Source organism: Actinomyces oris, assembly GCF_001937445.1.
Lineage (GTDB): Bacteria > Actinomycetota > Actinomycetes > Actinomycetales > Actinomycetaceae > Actinomyces > Actinomyces acetigenes.
Genome location: NZ_MSKS01000002.1, coordinates 1 through 19,057 on the forward strand (window position 1 = coordinate 1; position 19,057 = coordinate 19,057).

Annotated in this window: 15 protein-coding genes and 1 tRNA gene; 5 read left to right on the forward strand and 11 right to left on the reverse strand. The window is 69.6% G+C overall.

Features of this window, described 5'->3' with window-relative positions; all coding sequences use genetic code 11:
* Positions 1-308: 308 nt before the first annotated feature.
* Positions 309-1,058: a DUF4352 domain-containing protein gene (locus BKH20_RS00640; protein ID WP_075389522.1), complete on the reverse strand. Its 750-nt coding sequence runs from the start codon at positions 1,056-1,058 to the stop codon at positions 309-311.
* A gap of 677 nt (positions 1,059-1,735) precedes the next feature.
* On the opposite strand from BKH20_RS00640, the gene BKH20_RS14430 reads away from it, so the two are divergent.
* The 3 genes from BKH20_RS14430 (at position 1,736) to BKH20_RS00650 (ending at position 4,027) form a co-directional block, all read left to right on the forward strand.
* A complete protein-coding gene (locus BKH20_RS14430; protein ID WP_256692951.1) occupies positions 1,736-2,710 on the forward strand; it encodes a histidine kinase in 975 nt (324 codons plus the stop codon).
* Positions 2,711-2,738: 28 nt separating this feature from the next.
* Positions 2,739-3,131, forward strand: a complete 393-nt coding sequence (locus BKH20_RS14435; RefSeq protein WP_256692952.1) for a sensor histidine kinase — start codon at positions 2,739-2,741, stop codon at positions 3,129-3,131.
* A gap of 134 nt (positions 3,132-3,265) precedes the next feature.
* Positions 3,266-4,027 (forward strand): response regulator, encoded by a 762-nt coding sequence (locus BKH20_RS00650; protein WP_081381545.1) that lies wholly within the window; start codon positions 3,266-3,268, stop codon positions 4,025-4,027.
* 407 nt (positions 4,028-4,434) lie between these two features.
* Here BKH20_RS00650 and pknB read toward each other — a convergent pair whose 3' ends face one another.
* From pknB to BKH20_RS00685, 7 genes are read right to left on the reverse strand one after another with little or no spacing between them, the layout of a single operon-like run.
* Positions 4,435-6,429: a Stk1 family PASTA domain-containing Ser/Thr kinase gene (gene pknB, locus BKH20_RS00655; RefSeq protein WP_075389523.1), complete on the reverse strand. Its 1,995-nt coding sequence runs from the start codon at positions 6,427-6,429 to the stop codon at positions 4,435-4,437.
* Positions 6,426-7,553 carry a serine/threonine-protein kinase gene (locus BKH20_RS00660; protein WP_075389524.1) on the reverse strand — a complete coding sequence of 376 codons (1,128 nt, stop codon included), beginning with the start codon at positions 7,551-7,553 and terminating at the stop codon, positions 6,426-6,428. Before BKH20_RS00660 ends, pknB begins: the two co-directional genes overlap by 4 nt.
* Positions 7,550-9,052, reverse strand: a complete 1,503-nt coding sequence (locus BKH20_RS00665) for a peptidoglycan D,D-transpeptidase FtsI family protein (RefSeq protein WP_075389525.1) — start codon at positions 9,050-9,052, stop codon at positions 7,550-7,552. Before BKH20_RS00665 ends, BKH20_RS00660 begins: the two co-directional genes overlap by 4 nt.
* Entirely contained in the window at positions 9,049-10,746 is a 1,698-nt protein-coding gene (locus tag BKH20_RS00670; RefSeq protein WP_075389526.1) for an FtsW/RodA/SpoVE family cell cycle protein, read from the reverse strand. Before BKH20_RS00670 ends, BKH20_RS00665 begins: the two co-directional genes overlap by 4 nt.
* A gap of 1 nt (position 10,747) precedes the next feature.
* Positions 10,748-12,169, reverse strand: a complete 1,422-nt coding sequence (locus BKH20_RS00675; protein WP_075389527.1) for a PP2C family protein-serine/threonine phosphatase — start codon at positions 12,167-12,169, stop codon at positions 10,748-10,750.
* The gene (locus BKH20_RS00680; RefSeq protein ID WP_070658866.1) at positions 12,166-12,642 is read right to left on the reverse strand and encodes an FHA domain-containing protein FhaB/FipA; all 477 of its coding nucleotides are present in this window, start codon (positions 12,640-12,642) and stop codon (positions 12,166-12,168) included. Before BKH20_RS00680 ends, BKH20_RS00675 begins: the two co-directional genes overlap by 4 nt.
* Complete coding sequence (locus tag BKH20_RS00685; protein ID WP_075372133.1) at positions 12,639-13,346, reverse strand: FhaA domain-containing protein; 708 nt, start codon at positions 13,344-13,346, stop codon at positions 12,639-12,641. Before BKH20_RS00685 ends, BKH20_RS00680 begins: the two co-directional genes overlap by 4 nt.
* Positions 13,347-13,603: 257 nt before the next feature.
* On the opposite strand from BKH20_RS00685, the gene BKH20_RS00690 reads away from it, so the two are divergent.
* A tRNA-Leu gene (locus BKH20_RS00690) sits at positions 13,604-13,687 on the forward strand.
* Between the two features lie 118 nt (positions 13,688-13,805).
* Here the strand turns inward: BKH20_RS00690 and BKH20_RS00695 are convergent.
* The 3 genes from BKH20_RS00695 to BKH20_RS00705 all read right to left on the reverse strand — a co-directional run bounded on the left by BKH20_RS00695 (position 13,806) and on the right by BKH20_RS00705 (position 17,103).
* Positions 13,806-14,345 (reverse strand): VanZ family protein, encoded by a 540-nt coding sequence (locus tag BKH20_RS00695; protein WP_081381546.1) that lies wholly within the window; start codon positions 14,343-14,345, stop codon positions 13,806-13,808.
* Positions 14,346-14,428: 83 nt separating this feature from the next.
* The gene (locus BKH20_RS00700; protein WP_075389528.1) at positions 14,429-14,716 is read right to left on the reverse strand and encodes a CstA-like transporter-associated (seleno)protein; all 288 of its coding nucleotides are present in this window, start codon (positions 14,714-14,716) and stop codon (positions 14,429-14,431) included.
* The gene (locus BKH20_RS00705; protein WP_075389529.1) at positions 14,713-17,103 is read right to left on the reverse strand and encodes a carbon starvation CstA family protein; all 2,391 of its coding nucleotides are present in this window, start codon (positions 17,101-17,103) and stop codon (positions 14,713-14,715) included. Before BKH20_RS00705 ends, BKH20_RS00700 begins: the two co-directional genes overlap by 4 nt.
* Before the next feature lie 273 nt (positions 17,104-17,376).
* Here BKH20_RS00705 and BKH20_RS00710 point away from each other — a divergent pair, with 273 nt between their 5' ends.
* Positions 17,377-18,960: an aspartate:alanine exchanger family transporter gene (locus tag BKH20_RS00710; protein WP_075389530.1), complete on the forward strand. Its 1,584-nt coding sequence runs from the start codon at positions 17,377-17,379 to the stop codon at positions 18,958-18,960.
* The last annotated feature ends 97 nt before the right edge of the window (positions 18,961-19,057 follow it).

The window sequence follows — 19,057 nt, forward strand, 5'->3', positions numbered from 1 at the left end:
CTTCGCCGCCAAGGCACCACGGACTCGATCCCACCCTCCGCCCAGCGTCCACTCCCACATTCGCAACGTGAGCCGGGCGCGGCGTGGCGACGTCCTGTCACACGTCCGTGGGGGTCTGTCGGCGTCCGAGTCCCTCGGTCACCTCATCCATGAGGCAGTGGCGGCTGCAGGATCCATTTCTGACACCCCCGGACAATCTGATGACAGTTCACCACCATAAGTGTCAACAGAATGAGTGTCGAGCCTTGTTCGTCCTGCGGCCAGTGGGGCCCGCACGTGCCAGATGCACCTGCGGGCCCCGTGGGATGTCAGAGGTTGTTGATCCAGGCCCGGCGGTGCCCGAACAGCGAGAGTGTGGGCTTGTAGAGGAGCACGTACTGTCCTCCGGCCGACACGTCGGCATCGAAGCAGACATCGCCGCTGACCGAGCCACCCGCGATGAGCTTGGAGGAGGACAGGTGGTTGCTCGACCCCAGGAAGCCGCTGTTGCTGATCGCCCCGGCCGGGTCCTGCAAGGTGAAGTCCAGGGCGTTGACGTCCAGGGTGTTCTTGGAGCCGTTGGTGATCGTGATGGTCGAGCAGGCGGTGGGGCCCAGGGTGGCGTCGCCCGCGGCCACGGGCGTGGCACTGACCTTGATGCCGCCGTCGTCGATCGTGTCACCGGCGTTTCCGACGACGTCGCTGCTCTGCTTTCCGGGGAAGCTCAACCCGGAGTCCGACTTATCGCCGTCCTTTGTCGGCTCCTGCTGCTGCGGGCTGGGTGCGGCTGCGGAGTCCTGGCCGGCGGTCTCCTGAGCGGGCGCGCTGGCCATCGACTGGACGGAGGGCGGGGTGGTGGCGGCAGTGCTCGAGTCGCCCGAGCCCCCACCACCGTTGAGTGCGGAGGCGATCATGCCGACGGCGACGAAGGCGCCGATACCGGTGAGGATCTTGTGCCGGGCGAACCAGGAGCGCTTCGGCTCGGGGGCGGGCATGCCCATGCCTGCGGCCGGGGCGGGGAAGCCCGCGGCGGGGACACCGGCGGGCGAGGACGGGACTGGGTTGACGGGGCTGGTCATGATGGGTCCTTCGAGATGCGGGAGGTGAGGCACTGAGCGGGATGCGGCAGTGCCCATCACGGTGTGAGTCGTCACCGGAGCTGACGGGATCAGCTGACGGGAACAACGATGGCCCCGGCCGTGCGGCGCGCACATCGACCGATGAGTTCGAGGCGGCCATCCGAAAGGGCACTCATCGCGACTGTCCAAAAGGACGATGCCTCCCGCGCCCTAGCGCCCGAATCGTGTCCTATCGGGCGATCATGCGTGTCAGTGCCCGGTTCTACAGTGAGCACATGTCAGTCCCCACCTACCCGCCCACTCCTGCACCCGGCACGCCACCCGTGTCGGGCTGGAGCGGTGGCCCTGGGGGCGGTCAGACTGAGCCCACTGCGCCTCCCTTCGGGGCGCGGGCCCTGCCATACCCGCCGAGCCCACCGGCCTACCCCTACCCCGCCTATCCGGGATATCCGGGGTACCAGGGGTACGCGGGGTATGCGGGACTCGCCCCGCATCCCTCATACCCCGCTGCTCCCGGTACTCCTGCGGCGCCGGGGCCGCGCCTCCGGTCCCCGATGACTGCGGCTCCCGCCAGTCCTGCGCCGTACACGCCTGTAAGACCGGCTCCGTCGTTCACAGGGTCCCTGTCCCCGTCGCAACGCCGCGCCCTGCACGTCACCCTGACGATCCTGCGATCCGTGGGCCTGTTCGCCCTGTGCGCCATGGGGCTCCTCATCGCGCTGGGATCACGCTTTGATCATGAGCAGGCTCTTAAGACAAGCAACCCAGTCCTTGATGTCGCAGGGTTTCTGGTAGGGCTAGCGCTCCTCGTGGCGGTCTTCCTGCGTCGGCGCTGGCCGGTGCCCATCACGGTCGTCTCGGCGCTCGCGAGTGTTATCGCCGCCCTGGACACCACGGTGGGACTCATCGCCTTCACTACCGTGGTGCGCCGGGCCCGGTCCCTGCGCGACCCTGTCCCGTGGGCCACGGGTGCGCTGCTCGCCGTCGGCACCCTGACGGCGCTCTTCCGAGACGCGAGCTACGGATCCACCGGGAGCTCGATGATCGGCGTCATCAACTCCTCCTCCCCTGATCCCCATGCCGTGACCCATGTCTCGGTGCAGCAGGTACTGTTTCTCGCGGTGGTGGCCATGTCCCTGCCGGTCGGCGTCGGACTGTGGCTGCGCGCGCGTGACGGGGAGAAGAAGGCCCGACGCCGCGCCCAGGAGGCGGCCGACGCCTCAGCCCAGGCCGAGCGCACCGCCCAGGAGCAGACTCGGACCTCCACCCGGTTGGCGGACACCGTCAGCCTGCAGGCCGAGCGTGAGCGCGTGGCTCGCGAGGTGCATGACGGACTCGGCCACCGCCTGTCGCTGCTCGCCCTCCACGCCGCCGCCCTGGAACAAGGCGTGCTGGAGACGTCGGAGAACGCGAATGGCCCAGAGGGCTCGGACGCCCCGGACTCAGCCGACGCTGTCGGTGAGGATGATCCGCGGGCCGCCGCCCAGCGCGTGCGGCAGGAGGCCCAGGGCGCCATGCGGGACCTGCGTTCTCTGCTCGCCGTGCTGCGTGAGCCAGTGGGGGCGGTCGAGCCCGCCCCGCGCCTGGAGGACCTCAGAGAGGTGGTGGACGGGGTCCTTGCCGCCCGCCAGCCGCTCAGCTCCTCGATCTAACCTTGACCGCGCTGCGCAGGCCGACGAGGTGCTCTCGCGGGCCGTCTACCGGATCGTCCAGGAGTCCCTGACCAACGCCCGCAAGCACTCGCCCGGTACAAGTGTCCAGCTGCGCGTCGAGGGCGGCCCGGACACCGGCATCGACATCACCTGCTCCAACCGGATCTCTCGGACCGAGCCGGAGGCTGACGACGCAGAGGCCGGTGAGGCGCCGCAGGCCGCGGGCGCTGACCGAGGTGCAGCGTCAGGACCCGGAGTCGTCGTCGGTGACCCCCAGGGCGGCTCGGGCCTGCGCGGCATGGCCCAACGGGCGGCGATCTGCGGCGGCACGTTCCACGCCGGCCCCGACGGCCAAGGCAGATTCGTCGTGAACGCGCACCTGCCCTGGCGCTCGGCGGAGTCACGCCGTACCGACCGCTGAGCGGCCGCCCACCAGTATCTGAACAGCCCGAGATCAGAGATACCGGTCGGTGCGCAGCTCACCGGCCTGCACCATCCGGGGCCTGGGCCGTTGGGATGGTGATTGTGTGGGCGCACGCACCTAGGCTGGGCTCCGTGCCCAATCCCTCCGCCGCCCCGGCCGCCTCGGCCTCCTGGTCCGCGTCCCCCGCACCGGCCTGCCCGGTCCGTGTCATCCTCGTCGACGACGACCCACTGACTCGCGCCGCCATCAAGCCGCTCCTGCGGCCGCGCGAGGACTATGTCGTGGTCGCCGAGGCCGGTGACGGCCGTGAGGCGATCGACATTGTGGGCCGTATCGAGGCCGATATCGTGCTTATGGACCTGGGTATGCCCGTCATGGACGGGATCGAGGCCACACGCCAGATCTGTGCGGCACCGCGCCACCCCCACGTCGTGGCGCTGACAACCTGGGACGTCGACGACGCCGTCGTGCGCGTCATTGAGGCCGGTGCCGTGGGCTACCTGCTCAAGTACTCCGCCTCCGAGGAGCTCCATGCCGGATTGCGTCGGGTCATGGCGGGTGAGTCGGTGCTCTCGCCGGGGGCGCTTGCGGAGCTGCTGCGATACGTGCGTTGCCAGCCGACGACACCGACGGCTGCGGCTTATGACGTTCGCTCTCAGGAGCGTCAGCACGCGGTGGCTCAGGCCCGGCAGGCAGCGGCAGGGCTCAGTCGACGCGAGCTCGAGGTCATTGCGGCGGCCGCCGAGGGGCTGACCACTGAGGAGATCGCGAACCGGCTGTACATCTCGGTCTCGACCGTCAAGGCCCACCTGCGCAGCGCGCAGGAGCGGGTCGGTGCCCGTAACCGGGTGCACCTGGCGGTCCTCGCCGAGCGCGCTGGGCTGCTGGGATAGGGACGGTCCACCCCTGATCGGTGAGGGCCGGTGGCGAGAGCCTGCTGGATACGGGTGCCCAGACGCTCGACGACGCACCTGAAAGCGCGCGGGCTGTAGCCGAAGGGCCGTACTCACAGACTGAGGCGCGTTCTCGACGACGCGCTGCTCACCTGTCTGCGTGCAAGGCGTCATAGGCCGAGGACGGGGTGCGCCGGCAACGGACCCCGGGGTCGGTTGTCCGCGTGCAAGGAGTGACAGGACGACAGCGGGTGCATCCCGACGCGCAGAGCTGGCCGCACCTCTAGGGTCGACGTTGATCGTCACCACACGGCCCCATCGAAAGGATGCGGCCGGCGTCCCAGCTAGGAAAGCCTGAGGCGCCAGTCACTACGTTGTGGGGACCACGGGGTTTGGCGTCGCGGTAACTACTTGGCGACGTACAGAGTGATCTCCTTGTTAGGGCCGATCGGTTGGCCCTGCTGTGGGTTGGAACTGATCACCATTCCAGGTTGGGTTTGCGGATCGTTGGCCTTCTGCTTCTCAACCTTGACTTTGAAACCTCGACTCTCGAGGTCCGACTGCACGGTTTCGTAGTCCTTCCCGTTCACTTCCGGCATGATGGTGGCGTTGGGATCTCCTGTGGCAGTCGGGTTCGGCGTCGGCGTTGCCCCAGCGCCGCTGGAGAAGCTCACAGTGATCGTGTCTCCCGCGGAGACGCTGGTGCCCGCGACCGGGTTGGAGGAGACGGCCTTGCCGCGCTCGACGTCGTTGGAGGTGACGTCGTTGCCCTTCTTGAACTGCAGGCCGGCGTCCTCGATGGTCTTCTTCGCCGTGGCCTCGTCCTGGCCGGAGACGTCGGGGACGGAGGTATTGCCGGTGGAGAGCACCAGGTCCACCGTGGTACCGCGCGCAACGGAGTTCCCCGCCTGCGGGTTGGTGTAAATGACCCGGTCCTTCGCGACCGTGGCGGAGTCCTCCTGGGAGGTGTTTCCACCCTCGAGCCCGACATCCTTGAGGGCCTTGCGGGCGTCCTCCTGGGTCTTGCCGGACAGGTCGGGAACCTTGACCATGGCCGATCCGGTGGAGAAGTGCACGGTGACGGTGGAGCCCGGCTCGACCTTCGTACCGTTGCCCGGGTCGGAGGAGACGGCCAGGCCCGCGCTGACCTCCTCGTTGGCGACCTCGTCCTTGGCGAACTTCAGGCCGGCGCCCTCAATGGTCTTCCTGGCCGAGTCCTCGTCCTGCCCCTTGGTGTCGGGGACCTCCACCTTGCTGATGGTCGGGCTCGGCGTCGGAGTGGGCACGTTGTCGAAGGCCCCCGAGGCCCACCGTCCGGCGACGACGGCCAGCGCCACGAACAGCAGGAACACGAGGACCCAGATCCAGGCGTGGCTCTTGGACTGCTTCTCGGGCTCCTCGCTCTCCTTGACCGTGGACGCCGGAGAGGGCTCGGAGGCCACCTGGGCGAAGGTGGAGGTGGGCTGAACCGGCTCGGTGGCCGGTGAGGCCATGACCGAGGTGGCCGGGGACCAGGAGTCGGCGGCCGGCGCGGCCACGGACAGGCCCCGGGCAGCCGCCTGCAGGTCGGCGCGCATGTGGGCGGCATCCTGATAACGGTCCTCGCGGCTCTTGGCCAGGGACTTGAGGATCACCCGGTCCAGGGACTCTGGCACGTCGGCCGCCAGCGACGAGGGGCGCTTGGGGATCTCCCGCACGTGCTGGTAGGCGATGGCCACGGCGGAGTCGCCCTGGAAAGGCGGCTGGCCGGTGAGCAGCTCGTAGAGAAGACACCCGGTGGAGTACAGGTCCGAGCGGGCGTCCACGGACTCGCCGCGGGCCTGCTCCGGGGAGAGGTACTGGGCGGTGCCCACCACCGTGTGGGTCTGGGTGACCGTGGAGGCGGAGTCCTCAATGGCCCGCGCGATGCCGAAGTCCATGACCTTCACCGCGCCGGTGGAGGTCAGCATGATGTTTCCGGGCTTGATGTCACGGTGGACGATCCCCACCCGGTGGGAGTACTCCAGGGCGTCCAGGACCCCGGAGACGATCTCCACCGCCTCCGCGATCGGGACGGCCTCGCCCTCGCTGAGGAGCTCACGCACCGTGTGCCCCTCGATGTACTCCATGACGATGTAGGGGACGGTGCGGCTGGCGCCACCGGGCTGGAGGAGCTCCTCCTCCCCGGAGTCGTAGACGGCGACGACGGCGGGGTGGTTGAGTGCCGCCGCGGACTGGGCCTCCCGGCGGAAGCGGGCCTGGAAGGTGGGGTCGCCGGCGATGTCCGAACGCAGCAGCTTGATGGCCACGACCCGCGACAGGCGAGTGTCGTAGCCGAGGTGCACCTCTGCCATACCACCACGTCCGATGAGGTCGCGGATCTCGTAACGGCCGGCGAGGACCTGGGGGAACTGACTGGTCACAGTACCTCCTTGACAGGGATGCTCAGCATCAAGGCTGGCATGACCTGATGCGCATGGGCAAGCGTACCCGTGCTGTGCAGGGCGATGAGCGAGAGGACCGGGATGATGACCCTCAGCGTCAGCAGGTTGAGGCCGAGGAAGGAGCGTCCTGAGGCGTGCCGGGCGGTGCGCGACGGCGTCGGATTCTCGGCTGCGTGACGGCCGGGACGCATGGCGGCGGGCTGGGGCAGCTCGCGGGTCTGCGGGCCACGGCGGCCGGTGGACTCCCAGCTGAGCGCCTCACGGGGATCCCACGCATCCGTGGGCAGGTTCACCACCGCCCGGTCCAGGGCGCGGGCCACCTCGCGGGCGGAGCGCGGCCGGTCGGAGGGCTTCTTGGCGAGCAGCTTGAGGATGATGGCCTGGACCTGAGGCGGGACGGTGTCGGGGAGGGCGGGCACCTCCTCGTTGACGTGCGCGAAGGCGATATCAACCTGGGTGGCTCCGCTGAAGGGGCGCCGCCCCACCAGGGCCTCGTAGGCGATGATGCCCAGCCCGTAGAGGTCCCCGGCCGGGGTGGCCATATTGCCCATGGCCTGCTCGGGGGCGAGGTACTGGGCGGTGCCCATCACCATGCCGGAGGCCGTCAGCGGGCGCTGGTTGATGCCGGTGGAGATACCGAAGTCGGTGAGCTTGGCCAGGCCCTCGCGGTTGATGAGGATGTTGGAGGGCTTGACGTCCCGGTGGACGACGCCGGAGTCGTGGACGACCTGGAGGGCGCGGGCGACCTGCGCCAGGACCGGTAGGATCTCGGCGGGTGACAGGGTCCCCTTCTCAGCGATGATGTCGGACAGGGCGCGCCCCTGGACGAGCTCCATGATGAGCCAGCCGGTGCCGTCCTTCTCCCCGGAGTCCAGGACGACGGCGAGGTTCGGGTGGCGCAGGCCCTTCGAGTTCTTGGCCTCCGCACGCAGGCGGGACAGGAAGATCTCGTCGCCGGTCAGCTCGGGGCGCAGGATCTTGGCGGCCACTGCCCGGCCCGAACGCAGGTCGGTGGCTCGCCACACCTGGCCCATGCCGCCCAGAGCGATCTGCTCGACCAGCTCGTAGCGGCCCTGGAGCTGGAGCCCGGCAACAGGTTTCACTGGTTCACCGCCGCATCGATGACCTTGGCGGCGACGGGTCCGGCGATCTTGCCGCCGGTGGCGCCGTCCTCGGTCTCCGCATTGCCGTCGAGCACGACGGCCAGGGCAATCTCAGGCTTGTTGATGTCGGTGCCGGCGAAGCCCACGAACCAGGTGGTGGGTCCGTTGTCCGAGCCGGTCTCGGCGGTACCGGTCTTGCCGGCGACCTGGACCCCGGAGACCTGGGCGCTCGTGCCCGTGCCGGTGGCCACGGCCTCCTGCATGAGGGAGGACAGGGAGGTGGCGGTGGCCGAGTCGATCGGGGTGCGAGCCACCTTCTTGGAGGTGGAGCTGACCTCGTTGAGGTCGGGGTCCAGGGTGCGCGAGACCAGGTAGGGGGTCATCTGCTCGCCCTTGTTGGCCACGGTGGCGGCCACCATTGCCATCATGAGCGGGGTCGCCTGCACCGAGGCCTGACCGATGCCGGCCATCGCGGTCTGCGCCTGCGAGTCGTTGTCCGGGTAGGTCGACGGCGTGACCTTCAGCGGGATGGACAGCTCGGAGTCGAAGCCCCAGTTCTTCGCCTCCTTGGAGAGCTCCTCGTCACCGACGTTCATGGCCAGCTGGGCGAAGGGGGTGTTGCAGGACTCGGCGAAGGCGTGGGAGAAGCTGGTCCGACCACCGCCGCAAGACTCCCCGCCGTAGTTCTCCAGGGAGTGGCTGGTGCCCGGCAGGGTGATGGAGTCGGGGGCGTCGACCTCCTGATCCGGGGTGATCTTGCCGGTGCGCAGCGCCGCCGCCGTCGTGATGATCTTGAAGGTCGACCCCGGCGGGTAGCGGTTGCCGGCGATGGCCCGGTTGTCCAGGGGGCGGGAGGAGTCCTGGCTGAGGGTCGTGTTGGCCTCATTGGCGGCGTTCCCGTTGCGGGTCGCGAAGGCCGAGGGGTCGTAGGAGGGGGTGGAGACCAGGGCGAGGATGGCCCCGGTCTTGGGGTCCAGGGCGACGACGGCGCCCTCGCGCCCGGCCAGGGCGTCGTAGGCGGCCTGCTGGATCTCGGGCTTGATAGTCAGCTCAACGGCCCCTCCCCGCTGGGAGTCACCGGTGATGAGGGTCTTGATCCGCGAGGAGAACAGGGAGGGGTCGTCCCCGTTGAGCACGGAGTTGCCCTCTTTCTCCATGCCGGTCATGGAGGCGAAGGCGGGCGAGAAGTACCCGGTCACCGGGGCGTAGAGCGGCCCGTTGGCGTAGACGCGCTGGTAGTCCTCGGCGCCCTGGCCGTCGTCGGACTTCTGGGTGCTGGCGATCGTGGTGCCGCCGGCCACGAGGATCGGGCCCCGCTCGGTGTCGAAGTTGCGGCTGACGGTGCGGCGGTTGCGCGGGTCGGAGTTGAGGGCCCCGTTGGCCGACCACGACTCCCACACGGAGGGACGGGCCAGGCCCTGGACGCTCGTGACGGACAGGGCCAGCGTGGTGAACATGACCAGCACCAGGAAGGCGACCTGGCGGATCTGTCGGTTCATGGCAGCTGCCTCCTGTCAGAGTCCTCAGTGAAGCCCGGGGCCCGCGATGAGCGCAGGGTCGCCCCGTCCGGTGCGGTGTGCGGCGGAGGCGGCGCCTCCGGACTGACGGCGACAGTGGGGCGGGCGTCATCCGCCAGGTCGCCGAAGCCGGGTGCGGCCTGCGGGGACGCGTAGCCCCCGGCGTCGGCCGGTGCGCCTTCGGCGGGTGCATCGCTGCCGGCCTCCGGCGTCGACTCCTCGGCTCCGGCGTCCTGGACCCGGCGGCGCAGGGAGAGTGGCAGCTCGGCCGTGTCAATGATCCGCGGCGCATGGGTGGCCGGCCGCCGGGCGGCGTCGGACAGGCGCAGCAGGAGAGCCAGGATGACCCAGTTGGCGATGAGTGAGGAACCGCCGTAGGCCAGGAAGGGCAGGGTCAGTCCCGTCAGCGGGATGAGCCGGGTGACACCGCCGATGACCACGAAGATCTGCAGGGCGACGGCGAAGGACAGGCCCACGGCCAGGAGCTTGCCGAAGCCGTCGCGCAGCAACACGGCGGTGCGCAGGCCCCGCTGGATGAGCACGAGGTAGAGCACGAGGATGACGAGTGTGCCGGTCAGACCCAGCTCCTCACCCAGTGAGGCGAAGATGAAGTCGGAGTTGGCGAAGGTGACCAGGGTCGGCGAGCCCTTGCCCCAGCCGGCGCCCATGAGCCCGCCCGAGGACATTCCGAACATGCCCGTCAGCAGCTGCCAGGAACCGCCGGCGGCGTTGTACACGGCGTCGTCGGTGGCGTGGAGCCAGCCGCTGATGCGCTGCTGGACGTGGTGGAGGTGCGTCGCCGCGAACCAGGCCGCCGGAAGGAACAGCGCGCCGCCGATGAGCAGCCAGGAGGGCCGGTCGGTGGCCACGTACAGGACGACGACGAATAGGCCGAACAGCAGCACCGAGGAGCCCAGGTCCTTCTGAAGGACCAGGACGCAGATGCTCACGACCCACACGATGAACAGGGGGCCCAGGTGCCGGGCGCGCGGCAGGCTCATCCACAGGACCTTGCGGCCCGCCAGGGCCAGGTTGTCCCGGTTGGCCACCAGGTAGGAGGCGAAGAAGACCGCCAGCAGCACCTTGGACAGCTCGGCCGGCTGGAAGCTCATCGGACCGATCCGGATCCAGATGCGGGCGCCGTTGATGCTCTGGCCGATACCGGGGATGAAGGGCAGGACGAGGAAGACCAGACCGGACCACATGGCCCAACGATCCCAGCGCCTCAGACGCCGGTAGTCGCGCAGCAGGAGGAGCGTGACGGCGAAGAGGATGACGCCCAGCAGTGTCCAGACCAGCTGCTTGGAGCCCACATAGAACTGCCACTGCTCGTTGGCCTCATAGGCCAGGTCCAGGCGCCGGATCATGGCCAGGCCGATCCCGTTGAGCGCCACCGCCGTCGGCAGGAGGACCGGATCGGCCCACGGGGCGGCGTAGCGCACACACAGGTGCATGAGGACGGTCAGGACGAGGAAGGCGATGGCCACGCCCACGGTCTGCGCCGGGGAGGAGCCGGTGCGGTTGAGGGCGGTGAGTACGAAGCCGCCCAGCCCCAGGACCAGGGCGACGCCGAGCAGCGCGGCCTCCGCCCACCGTCCCGGGTACTTCGCGACGCCGGCGGGTTGGATGGTCGCGACGCCCGCGGGGGCGCCCAGGGGGCTGGGAGCAGCAGTCATCTCACCCCTCCTGCCCGGGTTTGGCGGGCTGGGTCGGTGTGGCAGGGGCAGGCGACGGGGTGGAGGAGGGCAAGGATGAGGGCTTGGCCGTGGGACTCGAGGTGCCCTGCGGGGCGGGGGCCTGCTTGCGGTAGGAGCGGACCGTCTTGTCCACGTAGGTCTCCGCGTCACTCATCGACGGCTGGGTGACGGTGGCCTGCAGGCGCTCGCGGATGTTGTGATCGAGGGCCTCCACGGGCAGGTCCGCGTAGGTCTTGACCGAGTGGCTCAGCTTGAGCGGGCCGACGGACTGGGGGATCCCCTGGTAGATGGCGACCTCGCCCTTGTAGGTGGAGACGTAGTAGCGGGTCTGGGTCCAGCGGTAGAACAGGGCGCCGGCACCGACGAGCGTGGCCAGCAGGACGAGGCTGCCCACGAGGACCCGACGGCGGTGGCGGCGTCGGGCCTTCTCCTGGGTGGCGGCCTCGGCGGCGATGGCCTCGTTGACCTCGGAGGACTCCTTGGTGGAGGCGGCCTCGGGCTTGTCCTCCAGGGTGGCCATGAGGGCCGCGGCCTTGGCGGCGGGGCTGGCGGCCTCGGACTCCTTGTCCTCGGCCTGTCCGTCGCCCGCGCGGTGGGCGGCGGCGGCACGCTCCTGGGCCAGGCGCTCGGTGGCGGCGCTGCCCACCACCTGCGGGACGGTCTGGGGCTCGGGGTCGTCCTTGACGACGTCGAAGACGACGGCGGTGACGTTGTCCGGTCCGCCGGCGCGCAGAGCCAGGTCGATGAGCTGGTCGGCGGCCTGACCGGGGTCGGCGACGCCGGCCAGGACCTCGCCGATGGTCTCAGCGGTCACCGGGCCGCTCAGACCATCGGAGCACAGCAGCCAGCGGTCGCCGGGAACGGCCTCGCGGATCGACTCGTCGAGCTGGACCTCGCCCTCGGTGTCCCCCAGGACGCGCAGGAGGACCGAGCGCTGGGGGTGCTGGCGGGCCTGGTCCCGGGTGAGGCGCCCGGTCTCCACGAGGTACTCCACGAAGGTGTGGTCGGTGGTGACCTGGGTGAGGGTGCCGTCGCGCAGCATGTAGGCGCGCGAGTCGCCCACGTGGACCATGGCGAGCTTGTTGCCGCTGCGCATGACGCCGATGCAGGTGGTGCCCAGGCCGGCGAGGTCGGGGTCCTGCGAGGACAGGGTGACGAGCTCGGTGTGGGCGGCCTGGACGGCGTCGCGCATGAGGCCCAGCAGCTCGCCGGCCTGGTGGGAGTCGGCGTCCAGGGGCATGAGGTGCTCGACGGCGACCGCCGAGGCGATGTCTCCGCCCGCCGGTCCGCCCATCCCGTCGCACAGGAGGCACAGGTGGGGGCCGGCGTAGCCCGAGTCCTGGTTGGACTGGCGGACCAGGCCGACGTCGGAGCGCGCGGCGAAGCGCAGGGAGATGGTCATGAGCGCAGCTCCAGCGTCGTTTGGCCGATTCTGACAGGAATGTTCATGGGGAGCTCCACGGCGCCGTGCACGGGGCGGCCGTCCATCATGGTTCCGTTGGTGGATCCGAGGTCCTCCAGCCACCAGGTGCCGTCCTTGGGGAAGACGCGGGCGTGGCGCGATGAGGCGTAGGAGTCGTCGAGGACCAGGGTGCAGGAGGGCGAGCGGCCGATGATGATCGATGAGGGGCTCAGGGGCACGGTCGATCCGGCCAGGGGGCCCTCGGTGATGACCAGGCGGGTGGCGCTGCGGCGTCGTCCCCTGGGGGGAGGGCCCGACGGCTGCTCGGAGCCGCCCATGGAGCGTCGACGTGACGGGCCGGCGACGGGGGAGTCGGCCATATCGCGGCGCATGACGCGCACGATGAGGTACAGGAAGAACCACAGCAGGACCAGGTAGCCCAGCCGCAGGATCGTGAAGGCGAGTGCGCTCAACCGTTGACTCCGCTGTTCTGGGTGCCATCCCAGAACAGGATCTGGGTGCGGCCGATGGTGAGAGTGTTGCCGTCCACGAGCGTGACGGCGTCAACCCGCTGGCCCTCGACGAAGGTTCCGTTGGTGGAGCCCAGGTCGCTGGCGATGGCGTTGCCGTGCGTCAGGCGGATCTCCAGGTGACGGCGGGAGACGCCGGAGTCGTCGACGATGATGTCCGCCTCCGAGCCGCGCCCGATGACGGTGACCGGCCCGGTGAGCAGGTAGCGCTGGCCGTTGATGTCGACGATCGGGTGCGCCGGGGTGGCGGTGGCGGCGGCGGCCGGGGCGGCGGCGCCGCGCCGCGTGGAGGACTCGATCTCGATCGCCGGGGCGTTGGGGTTGTTGTTGACGAGGAAGGAGACCTCGACCGGGCCGACGAAGGAGTAGCCCTGGTCCGCGGCGTGTGAGGTGGCGACCTCCTCCATCTGACGCACCATTTCGTCCTGGCCCCAGGCGGTGATGCGCTCGATGCTCGGCGGGGTGAGGTGGATGCGGAAGATGTTGGGAACCACGGAGCGGTCGCGGGCGAAGGACGCGGCGCGCTTGTCCATGGTCTCGCGGAGCTTCGAAGCGATCTCGATGGGCTCGATGTCGTCCGAGAAACGGGACATGGCGCGGTTCGTGACGTTCTCGACGCCCTTCTCGAACTTGTCCAGGAATCCCATGGACAGTACCTCCCCCAAATTTGGTGTGGCGGCCCCCGGGATGGAGCCGGGAGACGGGACTGTCCCGCCTCGCTATGGGCCTGCACGGACCTGCGTGCAGGTCGATACCGTTCCCATCGTAACGGTAGCGAAGCCATCGCAGGGAAGACGGCCCCCTCTGTGTGAGGTAATTGTGTCGTGAGCGGTCTCACGGCCGGATATGACGGTGAGGATTGGACGCGGGCCGGGATGGCAGGCTAGTCTCATGCTCGCTTCTCGCGCGAGTGGCGGAATTGGTAGACGCGCACGGTTCAGGTCCGTGTGATCTTACGATCATGGGGGTTCGAGTCCCCCCCCGCGCACAGAATGGAAAGGCCCGGGCCACATGGTCCGGGCCTTTCGCCGTCTCGGGGTCCCCGCCCTTGAGTCAACGCAGTCCGCGCGTGGCGGTACGGCGTCGTTCCAGTGATGACAGGGGAGTCAGGCGGAGGCGGGCCGGGGGTGCAGGTGGCGCAGCAGGTACCAGGCGGCCAGGGCCCCGGCCCAGGCGCCGACGGCGTTCTGGCCGACATTGGCCAGCGAGGGGCGCCGCTCCAGCATCGGCAGGAGGCTCTGAAGCACCTCGGCGCTCAGCCCGACCACGCAGCCCACCAGCGCCCACATCCACCAGGGGATGTCCCGCCAGCCCGCGACCGCGCAGAAGGTGGCCGGAGCCAGCATCACCAGGTTGAGGACGACGTCCTTGCCCTCGGAGCTGAGGAAGGCCGGTCCTATGGTGTCCTTGAGCTCGGCGATCTCGCGCCCGGAGGGCCACACGACCGCCACGCAGACGATGGCCAGGAGGATGACCGCCGCGACGCGGGCGATCCGTTCGTAAGGGGAGGTGCTCGGGGGGAGGGGCGTGGGCGGGTTCGGGACCGTGGCGCGGCCGGCCGACGCCGGTGTCGTCCCCCGGGGGGTGTCGGGGGAGTCGGCGGACGTCAGTGCGTCGGGCGCGGGCTGCTGGGCAGGCACGCTCACGACGTTACCGCCCGCCGTCGGGGAATCCCGGAAGGCGGGCGGTAACGATCAGAGCACAACAGAGCGCAGGAGCGTGTCCCGGCTCAGCAGCAGCTGGCGTTGATCTCCGTCTCGGCCTGCTTGGCCCGGGCACGCCAGAACTCGCGCTCGCTCATGGGGCCGTGCCCAGAGCCGTGCCCCGGGTCGTGGACGCCCTCGTGCCCGTGGGGGCACTGCGCGTGCTCGCGGGCGTAGCGCTCCAGGTAGCGGTCGTAGGCGGACTCCCCGGTCATGTCCCGCCACAGGGTGCGGGCCCGCCTCAGGACCTGGCGGATCCGACGTCGGGCGCTCACCCGAACCGCCGGCTGCGGCGTCGAAGGAGGAGGTGTCATGACTTCTCCGCGTGGGCCTTGTGCGGGATGAGGGCCGGGTCGCCCACCTGCTCGTACTCCCGGGAGACCTTCTTCATGAGGGAGGAGGCGATCATCGTCTCGGGCGCGTAGAAGTTGGACTCCTGGTACGGGTCCTCCGACGTCGTCGTGTCCCCGTTGCGGATCGTCTGGACGATGCGGATGAGGGCGCAGACCATGACGAAGGCCACCATGACCAGGAAGACGACCGACAGCGTCCCCTGGATCATCGTGTTGCGCACGATGGCCCGAGTCTCCTCGATCTTGGCCGGGTCGGTGAGCGTGCCCAGCTTGGCCACGGCCTCACGATGCTGCTGGAAGTAGCCCACGAGCGGGTCGGTGGAGAAGATCTTCTGCCACGAGGCCGTGAAGGTGACGGCCGTGTCGAAGACCAGCGGGATCGCGGGGATCCACACCCACTTCGTGTAGCCCTTGCGCACCACCATGACGGTGACCACCAACAGGGCCACGGCCGCGATGAGCTGGTTGGCGATACCGAACAGCGGGTAGAGCGTCTGGATGCCGCCGCGGGGGTCGGTGACCCCCATGAGGAGCAGCGCCCCCCAGGAGGCGACGACGACGGCCGTGGTCCCCCAGGCGCCTACGTGCCAGGACGGGTCCTTGAACTTGGGGAAGGCGTTGCCCAGCGCGTCGGAGAGCTGGAAGCGGGCCACACGGGTGACGGCGTCGACGGCCGAGAGGATGAACAGGGCCTCGAACATGATGGCGAAGTGGTACCAGAAGCCCATCATGGCCCGGCCTCCGCCGATCTGGTGGAGGATGTGGGCGATACCCACCGACAGGGTGGGGGCGCCGCCGGTGCGCGAGACGACGTTGGGCTCGCCGACGTCGCTGGCCAGGCGCTCCAGGGCCTCAGCGCCCGTGTAGGTCTTGGGGTTGCCCTGATCGTCCCAGGAGTCCCACTCGGGGGTGGGCTTGCGGCCCTGGGCGTCGGTGACGCCGAGCTTGGCGACGGCGGCCTCGGCGAGCTTCTCGCAGTGGTGCTCGGGGTCGTTGGTGGTCTTGCAGGGGGCGGCGGCCACCGTCTCGGGGCCGGCGAGCTTGTTCATGGTCGCCGTCGAGGTGTTCATGGAGAAGTAGATGCCCGGGCTCAGGGAGACCGCGGCCGCCAGCGCCATGATGGCCACGAAGGACTCCATGAGCATGCCGCCGTAGCCGATCATGCGGACCTGGGTCTCCTTCTCCACCATCTTGGGGCTGGTTCCCGAGGAGACCATAGCGTGCATGCCGGACAGGGCGCCGCAGGCGATGGTGATGAACAGGAAGGGGAAGAGGGTGCCGGCGAAGACCGGGCCCGCGGTGTTGAAGGCGAACTCGGTGACGGCGGACATCTCCACCAGGGGGCGCACGATGATGATGCCCAGGGCCAGGATCGTGATCGTGCCGACCTTCATGAAGGTCGACAGGTAGTCGCGCGGGGTGAGCAGGACCCACACCGGCAGGACCGCGGCCAGGAAGCCGTAGATGATCATGGCCCACACCAGGGTCTTGGGGGACAGGTGCAGGTAGCGGCCGAAGGAGGACTCGGCCACCCAGCGCCCGCCGATGATGACGGCGATGAGCAGGCCGAAGCCGACGAAGGAGACCTGCGTGATCTTGCCGGGCTGGACGAAGCGCAGCCACAGGCCCATCGCGATGGCGATCGGGATGGTCATGCCCACCGAGAAGACGCCCCAGGGGGAGGCGGCCAGGGCGTTGACGCAGACCATGGCCAGGACCGCCAGGACGATCATGAGCATGACGAAGACGACGACGGTGGCCACGATGCCGCCGACCTTGCCGATCTCGTCAGTGGCCATCTGGCCCAGGGAGCGGCCGCCGCGGCGCATGGAGAAGAACAGGACGAGCATGTCCTGGACGGCGCCGGCCACGAGCACGCCGATGATGATCCACAGGGTGCCGGGCAGGTATCCCATCTGGGCGGCCAGGACCGGGCCGACCAGCGGGCCGGCGCCGGCGATCGCCGCGAAGTGGTGGCCGTAGAGGACGACACGGTGGGTGGGGTCGAAGTCGCGCCCGTTGTTGATGCGCTCGGCCGGGGTGGCGTTGGTGTCGTCGGGGCGCATGATGCGCCGCTGGATGTAGAGGGCGTAGAAGCGGTATCCGATCGCGTAGGTGCACACGGCGGTGACCACGAACCAGATGGTGTTGACGTGCTCGCCGCGCACAATCGCCAGCATCCACCACCCCAGGACGCCCAGGGCGGTGATGGCCACCCAGGTGGCGATCCGCGCGGGTGTCCATCGATTGTCAGGATGTATGCCGACGGGGACGCCGGCGGCGTTGCGGATGATCCGCTTCTCCTCCTGCGGTGAGTAGGTGGGCAGAGAGGCTTCTTTCTGGGGCATCGGGATTCCGCTCTCGTCGTCGAGAAAAGGTATGACGTCGTCGTCTTCGGTGACTCGTCCAGGGTATTCCTCCCGCTCGCAGAAGGGAAGCAATAGCGAGTCCGAAGGCGGGGCGTTCGTCTTTTGACCTCAATATCAGTGCCATTTATCCCACTCATTGAACAGTGCTTCCGGTGGCCGCTTCGCGGCGTCGCGCATGACGCTGCCGAGCCTGGGCCGGGAACCGGTGGTGCGCGGTTCGGGGCCTTCGGGGCGTGCGGCTACCCTGACCTCGTGTCCGTGCTCCATCCCGTCCTCGACGTCCTCGCGCAGGCGCCGATCCTCACCGTCTTCCTCGTCATCGGCCTGGGGACCGCAGCAGGGCAGATCCCGTTGGGGCCGATCCGCTTCGGCGCCGCCGGGGCGCTCTTCGTGGGGCTGGCGGTAGGCGCCCTCGACCCCCGGCTCGGCGCGAACCTCACCCTGCTGCGCAGCCTCGGCCTGGCCCTGTTCTGCTACACCGTGGGCCTGGCCGCCGGCAACACCTTCTTCCGCGACCTGCGCAGGCAGCTGCCGCTCATGGCCATGTGCGTCGTCGCGCTCGTGATCGCCGGCGCGGCGGGCGGCCTCTACTCCCACCTGGCCGGCGTGAGCCCCGCCATGGACTCCGGCGCCTACGCGGGAGCCCTGACCTCGCCGGTGCTCGACGCCGCCATCGAGGCGGCCGGCACCCAGGAGCCCGCCGTCGGCTACGCCCTGGCCTACCCCGTGGGCGTCGCCGTCGCCATCCTCATCGTGGCCGGGGTCGTGGGGCGCACCTGGCCCGGGCGGCGCGACCCGCGGCCCGCCAGCGCCGACGGCATCACCGCCACCAGCGTCTACCTCCTCCAGCGGGTGGCCCTCGGCGAGATGAAGGCCTTCAAGGAGGGCAGCATCCGCATCTCCTACCTGGAGCGCGACGGCGAGACCCGGGTCGTGGCCCCCGGTGAGGAGCTGCTGCCCGGGGACAAGGTCGTCATCGTCGGGGCGCCGTCCGCCGTCGAGTCCGCCGTGCACGACTTGGGCACCGGGCTCAACAAGTGCCTGGCCAAGGACCGCACCGTCGTCGACTTCCGGCGCCTGACCGTCTCCTCGACGCGGGTGGCCGGGCGCACCATCGCCGAGGTGGACATGCCTGGGCGCTTCCAGGGCGTCATCACCCGCGTCAAGCGCGGCGACCTGGACCTGCTGGCCCGTGAGGACCTCGTCCTGGAGCTCGGCGACCGGGTGCTGGCGGTCGTCCCCAGTGACGAGCTGGAGAAGGCCGCCGACTGGTTCGGTGACTCCGAGCGCTCCATCGCCCAGATCGATGCCTTCTCCGTCGGGGCAGGCATGGCGCTCGGTGTGCTCCTGGGGCTGGTGGCGATCCCGCTGCCCGGTGGCATCACCCTGCGGCTCGGGGTGGCGGCCGGGCCGCTCGTCGTCGGCATGGTCCTGGGGTGGGTGGGGCGCACCGGGCCCTTCGTGTGGGGGCTGCCGCATGCCGCCAACTCCACCATCCGGCAGCTGGGACTGCTGTTCTTCCTGGCCGCGATCGGGCTGGCCTCGGGGCCGGACTTCGCGGCCTCGGCCTTCTCGATGACGGGGCTCAAGGTGGGGGTGCTCGCCGCGCTCATCGTGGCGGTCAACGCGATCATCCTGCTGGCCGGGGCGCGGTGGGCCGGGGTGTCCGCGCAGCGCGCCGCCGGCGGCCTGGCCGGGCTCGTCGGGCAGCCCGCGATCCTCGCCTTCGCCCTGTCCAAACGCGATGACGAGCGCATCGAGGCCGGCTACGCGACCCTGTTCGCCCTGGCCATCGTCGTCAAGATCGTCATGGTTCAGGTCCTTGTGGCGCTGTAGGTGCGTGCATCGGGTCGTGATGATGGTGCGGAGTGCTGGTGACGTAATCGGCTGTCGATCTGGCGCCGAGGAACGTAACGGTGTCCAAATCTGTGAC